This is a genomic window from Ensifer sp. MJa1, from assembly GCF_037026475.1.
In the GTDB taxonomy this organism is placed as follows: Bacteria; Pseudomonadota; Alphaproteobacteria; order Rhizobiales; family Rhizobiaceae; genus Ensifer.
On record NZ_JAKUMO010000003.1, the window covers coordinates 352341 to 364150 of the forward strand.

An 11810-nucleotide genomic window follows, 5' to 3' on the forward strand; every position below is an offset into this window, starting at 1 on the left:
CTGCCCGCCGCAACCCGTTACGGTTATGTCTGTCAAGGCTGGTTTCCGGGCTCAGGAGCCGTCCTTTGGGGACCTGCCCGGCGCCTTCCCGGACGAAACCGTCCAGTGGCCTTTTGCCGAGGCTTTCGCTCCACCACCGTTGCGGGGGCAGCGCCGGGATTTGACCGGCTTCCCAATTCTCCGCCCTCCCTTAAAGGCGGCACCTTGAGTGAGGATATGTAAGCGTGGAACCCATGCCGGCAGCTGCCAGATAGCGACATCCGTTTCCAGAAAGACGACACGCATCAATGAAGTTACGAAGGGCGAAACCGCAGAATGTTTCGCTTTATAAACAGATAGATAGATCAAAAAACCGGCAATTGCCGCGTTTTCGGCCCGGCATGGCGCGAGCGCGTGAGAGCTTCGCCAGATTGCGACATGACTTCATGACCCGCCCGACTTCTCCATCACCTCGCGGCGAAATCTTTCATTAACCATAAGCCATTAGCCTTGCCGGCGGACGAGTGGGTCCAACAGGCAGATGGCGCGCTGACGATCATGAGCAAGTTCAAGTATTACGATGCAGCGGCCGAAAGGCCGCCGGCGACCCCGGCGAAGGCGGCTGTCCATACAGAGTTCCTGCGCACCGGCCGGATCAACCGCCGTCAATGGATGCCGAGCGAGCGCCGGTATCTGAGCTACGAGGAAGTCGCAGACCGGACCGGCAAGAAACTGGCGACCGCCGGCGACACGACGCACAAGCGCATCAACGGCTTCCATTCATCGATCCAGTTCCCCAAGATGATCTTCCACCGCACGCTCGCCGGGCGGCCGCACCTCGGCTATTGCCACGTGACGGCGGCGCGCACCCCCGTTGCGCCTGCCAAGGACATCACCTGGTCGTTCTATTTCGCCAACTTCTTCTGCGAACTCGGCGACGAAAAGCACTTCTTCGAGCGGATCCAGACCGGCTATTCACGCATGTATTTCGCCGTCGCCATCGAACCGAACGCCGACGAAGGACAAATGGTCATCAACCGCAACATCCGCGATAATGGCTTGTTGTTCCGTACCGATGATCCCAAGGTGGCGCTGAAGAACGTGCTGATGCTGGGCGCCCGCGATGATGCGCTGCGCCGCATCATCCGCAGCCTCTGAGCCGACGACAGCTTGTGCTGAAAGAAGATCTTCTGTTTTCCCTGTGTGTCCGCTAAGGAAGCTTCCGGAAGGGGCACGGCATGGCTGACATCATAGACACTGGCAAGGAACCGGATCGCGCGATCGAGCGCGCCTGCGCCGTTCTTGCCGAGGGCGAGCCGGTCGCCATTCCAACCGAGACGGTCTACGGCCTTGCGGCCGACGCGACCAATCCCGATGCGATCAGCCGTATTTACGAGATGAAGGGGCGACCGCGCTTCAACCCGCTGATCTCGCATGTCTCGGACATGGCGATGGCGGAAGCTCATGTGCGGTTCGACCCGATTTCCCGGCGGCTGGCGGAGGCCTTTTGGCCCGGACCGCTGACATTGATCCTGCGGCAGCGGCAGGACAGTACCGTTCACGCACTTGCCTCAGCCGGCCTCGACACACTCGGCATCCGCATGCCCGAGGGTTTTTCGCGGCGGGTGATCGGCCGGTATGGCCGGCCGCTTGCGGCGCCCAGCGCCAATACGTCCGGCAAGATCAGCCCGACCAGTGCTGCCCATGTGGAAGCCGATCTCGGTGCCAAACTGAAGCTGATCCTCGATGCCGGCCCGGCCGAGATCGGGCTTGAGTCGACCATCATCAAGGTCGAAGACGATGCGATCCGGTTGTTGCGTCCAGGTGGCCTTGACGCCGCCGAGATCGAGCGTCTGCTCGACCGCCCCGTAGAGCGGCCGGAAACGGCGGGCGCGACGATCGAAGCGCCGGGCATGCTCGCCTCCCACTATGCTCCGGGCGCGGCCGTCAGGCTCGACGCTGCCGATGTTCGCCCCGGGGAAGCATTGGTCCGTTTCGGCGGCGGCCGGATCAGCGGCGAGGAACAGGCAGCCATCGTGCTCGACCTCAGTCCGACCGGCAACCTGAGGGAAGCGGCCGCCAACCTGTTCGACTACATGAAGCGTGCGGATGCGAGCGGCGCGCGGACGATCGCCTTCGGGCCAATCCCTTCGGATGGCTTGGGCGAAGCGATCATCGACCGGCTGCAGCGGGCAGCCGCCCCGAGAGAGTGACGTCTGCGGCGCACCGCTTTTCGCGCGTGCCCTTCTAACGATCGAGCCGCGATCACGGATAGGATCGCGGCATTGCTGCGGATCCCCGGTCCAAAACTGCGCCCACGGCGCAAAGCGAAGGCAGGCCATGACCACGCTCCCCTCTCCCGAACTGATTGCGTCCTTCGCCGAGATCGTCGGCAGCGCCAACCTGCTCACGGCCGAAGCCGACAAGGCGCGCTATCTGGTCGAGTCCCGCGGGCTATACCGAGGCACGACGCCGATGGTGCTTCGCCCCGGTTCGGTCGACGAGGTCTCGCGGATCATGAAACTCGCCAGCGCGACCCGCACGGCGATCGTGCCCCAGGGCGGCAACACCGGCCACGTCGCCGGGCAGATCCCGCGCGAAGGCCAGGCGGATGTCGTGCTTTCTCTCGAACGACTGAACCGGATCCGCGACATCGATCCGGTGGGCAACGTCATTGTGGCAGACGCCGGCTGCATTCTTGCCGAACTCCAGAAGGCGGCCGATGATCACAAACGGCTGTTCCCGCTGTCGCTCGGCTCAGAAGGATCGGCGCGGATCGGCGGCAACCTGTCCACCAATGCCGGCGGCACCGCTGTGCTCGCCTATGGCAACATGCGCCAGCTTTGCCTCGGCCTTGAGGTGGTGTTGCCGACCGGCGAGATCTGGGACGGCTTGCGCCGGCTGAAGAAGGACAACACCGGTTATGACCTGCGCGACCTGTTCATCGGCGCCGAAGGCACGCTCGGCGTCATCACCGGCGCCGTTCTGAAACTCTTCCCCAAACCACTCGGGCACCAGGTGGCCTTTGCCGGCGTCGGCAGTGTCGAAGACGCGCTCGCCCTCTTCGACAAGGCCTCCAGCCTCTGCGGTCCTGCGCTGACCGGCTTCGAACTGATGCCGCGGCTCGGCGTCGAATTCACCACCAAACACATCCCCGGCGTTCGCGACCCGATGGACACCGTCCATCCCTGGTATGCGCTGGTCGATATCTCGACCTCCGACACGGCCGAAAGCGCGCAACGGATGGTGCAGGACCTGATGGAACAAGGCTTTGCCGCCGGGCTCATCGAAAATGCCGTGATCGCCGCCAACGAGACCCAGGCCAAGGCGCTGTGGCATATGCGCGAAAGCATGTCGCCGGCGCAAAAGCCCGAGGGCGGTTCAATCAAGCACGACGTTTCGGTGCCGGTCTCAAGTATTCCCGCCTTCATGAAAGAGGCGGATGCCGCCGTTCTGAAAGCGATCCCCGGCGCGCGGATCTGCTCCTTCGGCCACATGGGCGACGGCAATATCCACTACAACATCTCGCAGCCTGTTGGAGCCGACAAGCAGGCCTTCCTCGACCGCTGGCGCGAGATCAACGCCATCGTCCATGGCATCGTGCTCAGCTACAACGGCTCGATCTCTGCCGAACACGGCATCGGTCAACTGAAGCGCGACGAACTCGCCGAGATCCGTGCGCCGATCGAAATCGACCTGATGCAGCGGATCAAACACGCCTTCGACCCGGCCGGTATCATGAACCCCGACAAGGTGCTGCGCGCAAAGTGACGCCTGCCGCAAACTGAAGAGCGGCATGCCTGGAAATGCCGTTCAGCAGGCTGCCTCCGATTAGCGACCGCCTGCCCGCAACTGCGAGAGCGACAGCAGCGTTTCGGCACTGACCCCGCTTCCAGCGCTACCGCTGAGGATCGCCAGTCCCGCTGAGACGTCGGTGTTGTTCTCGACGTCATAGAGCGCCGTGAACCGCTGCAGGAGCTTTTCAAGCTTCTCGGGATCCTGCAGGTCCTTGATGTCGACAACGCGCTCGATATAGGCGGCTTGGGCCTCGATCTTGGCGTTCTGCAAGCCCTCCGGCATGCTGTAGGCGGTCTTGATCACCTGGGAGAGTGCCGGCTCGGCCAGGATATCGTAGGCCGTATTGATGTCGGGTGCCTTGCGCTTGAAGTAGAGCGCCAGGCGAATGCCACCGTTGTCGGCGCCTTCGCTCTCTTCGAGCGACTGGTTGAGGAAAAGATCGGCGGTGGTGATCAGCCCGCGCCGGGTCTGGATCTGTCCCGCCTCGCCGCGGACGATCTTGCCCTCCTTGTCGAAATTGAAGGACGCAACGATCTCGCGATACTTCAGCCCGTTCGGATCGGTGTTGATGAAGCTCTTGGGGTCGTCGAGGTCGGACGCGAACATATCCTTGAGATAGTCGGTCTTGACCGTCTCCGGGTCGATGCCCGCGCTAACGAGGACAAGATCGACCAGGCGCCGATTGCTGAGGAAGGCGTCGAGCGTCTCGACCTTCTCGATCTCGGCGGCATAGTACTTTGCCTCCTCCTGGGCCTTCTCCTTGGCGACCTTCTTTTCTTCGTCCGTACCGAAACGCGACTTGGCAATCACATAGGCCTTGGCCGTGTTCATGATGTCAGCTTCGCTCTGCGCCAGTTTCGGTGCCCCGAGCGTGCCGTCGGGATTAAAGTTGAACGCCTTGGCGAGTTTGACGTAGCGCTCGTCGCGCAACGAGTTGGCGTAGCTTTTCGGATCGTTGAGATCGCTGGTCAGGACCCGCTTCAGCGTGCTGGAGCTCAACCCCTCGCCGTCGAGCCCAAAGGTGCGCAGGACGAAGTTGGTCACATCGGTGCTGGCCAGCAGTTCGTCGACCGACTTCATTGTTCCGACCACAAGCTTGAAGCGCTTGATGAGGGCCTCGTCCTCAGAGTCACTCTTGTCGTTGTAGCGCACCATGTAGCCATCAGATGTCGTCTTCATCTGGTCGGCGGTCTGCGCGGTTTTGCCGGCCTGCAAGGTACCGTCGGTTTGGAAGTTGAAGGCCTCAAGCATCTTCTTGTAGGCGGCGTTGTATTCACCGCCATATTTGTTCACGTAGCTTTCCGGGTCATTGATGTCGCTGGTGAGAATATTCTCCACCGTTGACTTCATCGTCGTCGCCGACGGCAGCCCGAAAGCCGTGACGACGTAGTTGAACAGGCGCGTATCGGCGACGAGGTCCGAAACCTTGGTGATGCTGCCGATCTTCTGTTCGTAATACTCCTTGTTGAGCAGTGCGCCAGCACCGGTCAGGCGCGAGCCGCCCGACGGGGTCGTGCCCGGGCGCACGAACACATAGGCCTCGTTGAGCAGCGCCTTCTTCTCATCGCTGATTGCCTTCTGGCCGGCCGGCACGCTGCCGTCGGCGTCGAAATTGAAAGTCTGCGCCAGCTGGATATAGATCTCGAGACTTCTGAGCTTTCTGTCGAGTGTCGACACTTCCAGCGAGAGCTGCTGCTGCAGTGCGGGTGCCTCATCGCGCGGCGGCAGCCTCGCGTCGAGATCCGCCACGATCGCGTTCTGCTCGTCGATCTTCGTTTGAATAGCCGGCTTGTCGGCATCGGGCGCTGCCGCCAATTGCTGCGTCAGGCTGGTGATCTGCGCAAGGGCCGTATCGCGCGCGCCGAGGTCCGTCAAAAGCTTCGATGCCTCGGTCAGTCTCGTCTTGGCAGCCGTCTGGTCCGCGGTCAGGGTTGCAGGATCGCTGGTGAGCGCATTGCGGACTTCCGTGTAGGAGAAGGTCTTTGTGTCCAGGCCAAAGATCTGAAATGCAAAGGAGCGCAGCTTTTCGTTACCCAGGAACTGGTCGACATCCGTGACCAGATCCATGGCCGCGCCAAAATAGGCCATCTCCTGCCGCATGACCGTGTCGAGATTGGTGATGCGATCGTTGTAAAGGCCGATCAGCGCATCCTGTTGTGCGCTGGTTTGAGCCACTGCCGTTGCCGAGCTGAAATTGAAGGCCTCTGCGAAATTGCGATAGCGTTCATCCGTGAGACGATTGGCGAAGCTGTTGTCGTCCTTCAGATCGCTTTCCAGGACCTTGCGCATGAAGGCCTTGGCATAGGTCATGTCCTCCAGGCCATGCGCCTTCATCGCGTAGGAGTAGAGCCGGTAGTCGTCGAGGAACGCGTCGACGGTTTTCACCTTGCCGATGTTGTCCTTGTAGTACTGGGCCTCGCGCGCGATCTGCGGCTGCTGGGCAACACGATTGAGGCTGCTGCGCAAATCACGCGTGATGCGACTGTAGTCGAGATAGGTCGATACCATGGCTGGCCCCGTCGATTACCCATGGGGCGGCCAAACCACCCCCGAAACAGAATTCTGACGCGTCATGATTGCAGGACTGGCTTGTGTGTGGCTTTTCGCCCGCCGCTTCGAGCCAGTCGCCCTTGCCCGGGATCGGAACAAAGCCGCCGAACGCGTTGACGAAACGGAAACCCTGGCCGGTCGGCTTTTGCTAACCATCGAAAAACGCAAAGTTTTCTTAACCGCGATTCTTAAGTCGTTCGGAAAGGGGGGCGCCTATTCTCCAGCCCATAGAGGACGAAAAGTCCCGACGAGAAGACCGGAAACCGGCTCTCAAGGAAAAACAAGGGCGATTTGAAATGCGCAACACACTCTCTCAACCCGCATGGGTCGAAAACACGCTCCGTCTTGATCCGAAGCGCTTTCCACAACAGGCAAGCTACGCTTTGCGCGGTCATACGGGCAATGTCACGATCAGCCTGGACGAGCGTGGCGCTGTTCTGCGCAAGGTGCTACCATCAAGCGGCCTGCCGCTTTCGATCGCATTGCCGGCGCGGGCATTCAAAGGGGTAGCGGCACGCGCGATCGATCACGGCGACGGAGACGTTACAGTGACGCTTGAACTTCATCACGACGACCCGGACCTCTGCGTACCGCTGCTCGTCGCACACGACCTGTCCGACATCGCCGCCGACTGGCGTGCCTGGGCGGAGGCCTATCGCATTCCCATGCTGATGGTCGAAGCGGATGGCGTGGCAAGACCATTGGAAGAACATCTGGGCGATGTGCGTACGGCTCCGGTCAAGCCGCGCCGCCGCCACTCCTTCTTCGCCGACCGCCGTCCGCGCTTCCTGGTGCGCCGCTCAACCGGCACGCTCGGTGTCCACATGAGGATCGACGGGCGCGAGATCATCGCCCGGAGCTAATTCCGCAGCAGCACCTCCAGCGCAACAGCCGGCCGTTCCCTGCGGCCGGCTGTTGTCGTTTGTTCTAGGCAGTGCCTGCTTCAGCGACCTGCGGCAAGGCGCGCCCACCGCATTCGCCCGCCTCGCGCCCCTCGTCCCTTGGAGGTTTTCCCAACGGACAACCGTACCCGAATTTTCCCGAGAATTGTCGGAGATGTTCCCGCGGAAACAGTGCCATCGCCTTCTTCGTGCCATATCGGCTTCATAGCCAAGATGACGAGAGAAGGAGAAACCCGATGCGCAAGCACATCGCCTCAGCCGTTGCCGCCATCCTGTCCAGCTTCCGTGCGCGTCACGAAGCGAAGAAGCGCAAGGCAGCCCGCGAGATCAGCTGGGCGTAACGCTTATTGGCGACCCGCAACCGCGGGCCGACTCCAAATGATGAAGACGATCCTCCGTCGCGACGGAGGATTTTTCATATCAGGCGAATGACAAGCGCCAACACCAGCCCGACAAAGATAATCAGACCGACGATCCCGTTGAACTTGAACAGTTGCAGGCACTGCGCCGCGTCGTGGATGTTCAAGACAAGGATCTGATAGATCAGCAGCGTCGCTGCGATCAGAAGCCCGAGATAGGCAACTGCGCCAGCTCCGGCAGCGAGAAACGACAGGAACAGAAGCAGCGTCGCGATGCCATAGAGGCCGATCAGCCACGGCCGCGGGTTGTCCCCGAACCGTCTTGCCGTCGAACGCACGCCGATCAGTTCGTCGTCCTCCTTGTCCTGATAGGCGTAGATCGTGTCATAGCCGATCGTCCAGGCGATCGCCGCACCATAGAGCAGCACGGATGCCAGCGACAATGTGGCGAATTCCGCGGCCCATCCCATCAGCGCGCCCCAGGAAAAGGCGAGGCCGAGGAAGAATTGCGGCCAATCGGTGAAGCGCTTGGCAAAGGGATAGATCGCGACGATCGCCAGCGACAGGATGCCGAGCACGATGGAGAAGCTGTTGAACTGCAAGAGCACGACGAGGCCGACGAGCGCCTGCAGCACCATGAACACTTTCGCCTGGAGACGCGAGACACGCCCCGACGGCAGCGGCCGCGAGCGTGTCCGGGCAACCTCCATGTCGATGTCGTGATCGACGATGTCATTATAGGTGCAGCCGGCACCGCGCATGGCGACTGCGCCGGCGAAAAACAGGAAGCAATGGAACAGGAAACGTCCGAGCGAGAACTGGCCGGATGCGGCCGCCGCACCGGCAGCGAGCGCCGCGGACCAGAGGCAGGGCAAGAGCAGCAACTGCCAGCCGATCGGGCGGTCCCAGCGGGCAAGCTGCGCATAGGGCCAGAGTGCGCGCGGCAGCGCGCGATAGACCCAGTTATTGGATGGCGCGTCATGGACGCGTCCGGAATCGGCGGAGAACGTGTTCATGCCCCTGTTTGACGCCGCCTGCCCGGCCGGTCAAGCGGCGAGATCGCCGCGGCCCTGCCGCATCGCCAAACGTATCAGGGGAGACTGAAATCGAAGCGGTAGGTCGCCGACAGGCCGACCATGAACTGGTCGCGGCTGCCACGTTCGCGCACGAGGCTGGAATCGGCGGCCGGCCCCAGCAGACGCCTGTATTCGGCATAGGCGCTGGTATCGAGCTTGTCCGTCGCCTGCCAGGTGATGGCCGCACCGACACCGGCCGAACCGACACCACCGCCGGGGTTGTAGGGGCTGAGCCCGGAGGCCGCGGCTTCGCGGGCATTTACGCCATAATAGGCGTCGTAGTAGTCGCTTGTGGCGGCCGTCAGGCGCGGCCCGCCGGAAATGCGAACGGTGCTGCTGATATCGGTAAAGGCATCTGCGGCAATATCGGCGACGACACCATCATGGCTGCGGATGCCCTGGCGGACCTCGGCGCGCACGCGCAGCCAGTCCGTCGGGTAGACCTCCGCGAAGCCGCCGAGCTCCCCGCCGAACTTGACCGGATCGAGCCCGCTCAGATCGCTCGACGTATCGGCATCCCGTTCAAAGATGAACTTTCCGACGACGCCTGCACGGAAACTTCCCTGGTCGACCAGCGCATAGGACATGTTGTCGTTGCGCGAGGAGAAGCGGACAGTGCTGCCGGCCTTGCCGAGCGAAATCAACGGCGCCGCCTGGAGCATGCGCTTCGAGGCGCCTTCATATTTCGGGCCGAGAAAGCCGGTGGCGCCGACCTTCAGGTACCAGTCACCGGACCACAGGTACCGGCCGTCGCCGGCCGAAGCGGCGCTCGCAGACAACAAGAGGGTTCCAGAAAAAAGAATAAGAGAACGGATACGCAAGAAACAACTCCGGAAGAATCATTCGCCGGGGCGAGGTTTTGACCGTGCCGATGCGCTGAGGCCACCTGGGTGGATTGGCACAGGGCGACTTATTGGCCGTTGTTGCTACGATTCCGTTAACTAGGTCAATTCAACCTTCCTTTGCCATGTTCCGCACACGGACCACCAATTACTGGCCGAGATAGGTCTTCAAATAAACGCTCGGCGGACTGCCGAGCATGCGGCGGAACATGGTGGTGAAGGCTGCGACGTTCTCGTAGCCGGCATCGAGCGCCACGTTGGTGATCGGCTCACCATCGGCAAGCAGCGGCAGCGAGGCGAAGATGCAGGCCTGCTGTCGCCAGGTGACGAAGCTGACACCGGTCTCGTTGCGAAACAGCCGCGTGAACGAGCGCCGGCTGAGCCCCATGCGGTCGGCCCACTGGTCGATGCTGGCGCCTGCCGACGGCGCCTGAAGGAACTGACGGCAAAGGGCTGCAAGCTTCTCGTCGCGTGGGAACGGCAGGCCGAGCGGCCTCTCCTGCAGCCGGCCGATTTCCTCCAGAAGAAGATCGGTGATCAGTTGCTCGCGTCGCTCCGACATCGTCTCGTTTTCGACGCTGACGAGCGCATCGACCAGGCTGCCGGCCAGGGGGTTGATTTCCATGACCATCGGCCGGTCAGCGCGCAGGAGTTCCGGTGCGAAATAGATCGAATGCATGCGCACGTCGCTGATCATCTCGGCCGAGTGCTCGGTGCCTGCCGGGATCAAAAGGGCGTGGCCGGGCGGAACCATCCACCGTCCGCGCTCGGTGCGCATCAACACGACACCCCCTCGCGCCCACCAGAGTTGGGTGCGCGTGTGGCTGTGGAAGGGAACCAGCAGACCCGCATTGTAGTCGCGTCCGAGCGCGAGCACGGGCGCGTTCCCCGTTTCGACCCAGTCGAGATTTCGGAAATGATCCTCGTCCGGCAACTGAGGCAGGGGAAACCGACGGTTCGACAATTGGCCCACTCGCGAAAGAAATCGACCACATCACAAAAGCAGGCCAATCGCAACCTCAGTACAGATAGCCCACGCCGAACACAACCCTTAAGACGGCAGGAACATCCATGTCTTCAGTGACTTCAACCGCCGGCTTCACGCCGGAAAAGACGGCTTTCTCCGTCATCCTGGCTGTCAGCTTCTGCCACATGCTGAACGACATCATGCAGTCGTTGCTGACCGCGCTCTATCCGCTGCTCAAGGCCAACTATTCGCTCGACTTCGTACAAATCGGCCTGTTGACCTTTACCTTCCAGCTGACGGCATCGATGCTGCAGCCGATCGTCGGCATCGTTACCGATCGCTGGGCCCTGCCCTATTCGCTGCCGCTTGCCATGCTGTCGACCTGCAGTGGCTTGATCCTGCTTGCCAATGCGCACGACTTCTGGGTGCTGCTCGTCGCGGCGAGCCTCATCGGCATCGGTTCGGCGATCTTCCATCCGGAATCCTCCCGCATCGCCCGGCTTGCCTCGGGCGGCCGCCACGGCCTGGCGCAGTCGCTGTTCCAGGTCGGTGGCAATGCCGGCAGCGCCATGGGGCCGCTGCTTGCCGCCTTCATCGTCATTCCCTTCGGCCAGGGCAGCCTCAGTTGGTTCTCGATCGTCGCGATCATCGGGTTCTTCGTGCTCTCCTGGGTCAGCACCTGGTATGTGCGCCATCGTCGCACGACGATGAGCCGCCCGGCGCCGAGTCGCGCTCTTCCCCTGCCCAGGGGCCGGGTGATCTGGGCGGTTGCGGTCCTCGTGCTTTTGACCGCCACAAAGAATATCTACATGGCGAGCATCTCCAGCTACTTCACCTTCTTCGTCATCGAGAAGTTCGGTGTCGAGGTGCAGCAGGCGCAGTTGATGCTGTTCCTGTTCCTGGGTGCAGCGGCTGCCGGAACCTTCCTCGGCGGGCCGATCGGCGATCGCTTTGGCGCCCGCTTCGTCATCTGGTTTTCGATCCTCGGCGTCATCCCCTTCGCCCTGATGCTGCCCTATGCGAACCTGTTCTGGACCTGCGTGCTTTCCGTTGTCATCGGCCTGATCTTCTCTTCGGCCTTCTCGGCGATCGTCGTCTTCGCCCAGGAACTGGTGCCGGGACGGGTGGGACTGATTGCCGGCGTCTTCTTCGGCTTCGCCTTCGGCTTCGGTGGCATGGGGGCAGCCGTGCTCGGCATCTTTGCCGACCGACAGGGCATCGAGTTCGTCTATACCGTGTGCTCCTATCTGCCGCTGCTCGGGATCCTCACGGTGCTGCTGCCGAAGATCCCGGCGAGATAGGTCTTGCCGGCTGAAAATCAACCTGCCTCCTTAACC

Annotated in this window: 9 protein-coding genes and 1 riboswitch; of the genes, 5 read left to right on the plus strand and 4 right to left on the minus strand. The window is 62.0% G+C overall.

Going from position 1 to position 11810, the window contains the following annotated elements:
• Positions 1 to 19: 19 nt before the first annotated feature.
• A riboswitch (cobalamin riboswitch) is annotated at positions 20 to 222 on the minus strand.
• A 315-nt stretch (positions 223 to 537) separates the two neighbouring features.
• From MKZ91_RS06845 to MKZ91_RS06855, 3 genes are all read left to right on the plus strand, one after another.
• Entirely contained in the window at positions 538 to 1137 is a 600-nt protein-coding gene (locus MKZ91_RS06845; RefSeq protein WP_336169319.1) for a DUF6656 family protein, read from the plus strand.
• An 80-nt stretch (positions 1138 to 1217) separates the two neighbouring features.
• Complete coding sequence (locus MKZ91_RS06850) at positions 1218 to 2192, plus strand: L-threonylcarbamoyladenylate synthase (RefSeq protein ID WP_336169321.1); 975 nt, start codon at positions 1218 to 1220, stop codon at positions 2190 to 2192.
• A 127-nt stretch (positions 2193 to 2319) separates the two neighbouring features.
• Entirely contained in the window at positions 2320 to 3750 is a 1431-nt protein-coding gene (locus MKZ91_RS06855) for an FAD-binding oxidoreductase (RefSeq protein ID WP_336169323.1), read from the plus strand.
• 60 nt (positions 3751 to 3810) lie between these two features.
• On the opposite strand, the gene MKZ91_RS06860 is transcribed toward MKZ91_RS06855, so the two are convergent.
• Positions 3811 to 6285 carry a DUF1217 domain-containing protein gene (locus MKZ91_RS06860; RefSeq protein ID WP_336169325.1) on the minus strand — a complete coding sequence of 825 codons (2475 nt, stop codon included), beginning with the start codon at positions 6283 to 6285 and terminating at the stop codon, positions 3811 to 3813.
• 338 nt (positions 6286 to 6623) lie between these two features.
• Between MKZ91_RS06860 and MKZ91_RS06865 the strand changes: the two genes are divergently transcribed.
• A complete protein-coding gene (locus MKZ91_RS06865; RefSeq protein ID WP_336169327.1) occupies positions 6624 to 7190 on the plus strand; it encodes a DUF6101 family protein in 567 nt (188 codons plus the stop codon).
• Positions 7191 to 7644: 454 nt separating this feature from the next.
• On the opposite strand, the gene ubiA is transcribed toward MKZ91_RS06865, so the two are convergent.
• The 3 genes from ubiA to MKZ91_RS06880 form a co-directional block, all read right to left on the minus strand.
• Entirely contained in the window at positions 7645 to 8604 is a 960-nt protein-coding gene (gene ubiA, locus MKZ91_RS06870) for a 4-hydroxybenzoate octaprenyltransferase (protein WP_336169329.1), read from the minus strand.
• A 74-nt stretch (positions 8605 to 8678) separates the two neighbouring features.
• Complete coding sequence (locus MKZ91_RS06875; RefSeq protein WP_336169331.1) at positions 8679 to 9485, minus strand: MipA/OmpV family protein; 807 nt, start codon at positions 9483 to 9485, stop codon at positions 8679 to 8681.
• Positions 9486 to 9654: 169 nt separating this feature from the next.
• Positions 9655 to 10470, minus strand: a complete 816-nt coding sequence (locus tag MKZ91_RS06880; RefSeq protein WP_336169333.1) for an AraC family transcriptional regulator — start codon at positions 10468 to 10470, stop codon at positions 9655 to 9657.
• Positions 10471 to 10577: 107 nt separating this feature from the next.
• Between MKZ91_RS06880 and MKZ91_RS06885 the strand changes: the two genes are divergently transcribed.
• Positions 10578 to 11774, plus strand: coding sequence for an MFS transporter (locus MKZ91_RS06885; RefSeq protein ID WP_336169335.1), 1197 nt, complete (start codon positions 10578 to 10580; stop codon positions 11772 to 11774).
• Positions 11775 to 11810 lie beyond the last annotated feature (36 nt).

Coding starts and splice junctions, on each gene's coding strand:
- ubiA (WP_336169329.1), bottom strand. CDS start 8,604: ATGAACACGTTCTCCGCCGATTCCGGACGCGTCCATGACGCGCCATCC.
- MKZ91_RS06850 (WP_336169321.1), top strand. CDS start 1,218: ATGGCTGACATCATAGACACTGGCAAGGAACCGGATCGCGCGATCGAG.
- MKZ91_RS06865 (WP_336169327.1), top strand. CDS start 6,624: ATGCGCAACACACTCTCTCAACCCGCATGGGTCGAAAACACGCTCCGT.
- MKZ91_RS06845 (WP_336169319.1), top strand. CDS start 538: ATGAGCAAGTTCAAGTATTACGATGCAGCGGCCGAAAGGCCGCCGGCG.
- MKZ91_RS06855 (WP_336169323.1), top strand. CDS start 2,320: ATGACCACGCTCCCCTCTCCCGAACTGATTGCGTCCTTCGCCGAGATC.
- MKZ91_RS06885 (WP_336169335.1), top strand. CDS start 10,578: ATGTCTTCAGTGACTTCAACCGCCGGCTTCACGCCGGAAAAGACGGCT.
- MKZ91_RS06860 (WP_336169325.1), bottom strand. CDS start 6,285: ATGGTATCGACCTATCTCGACTACAGTCGCATCACGCGTGATTTGCGC.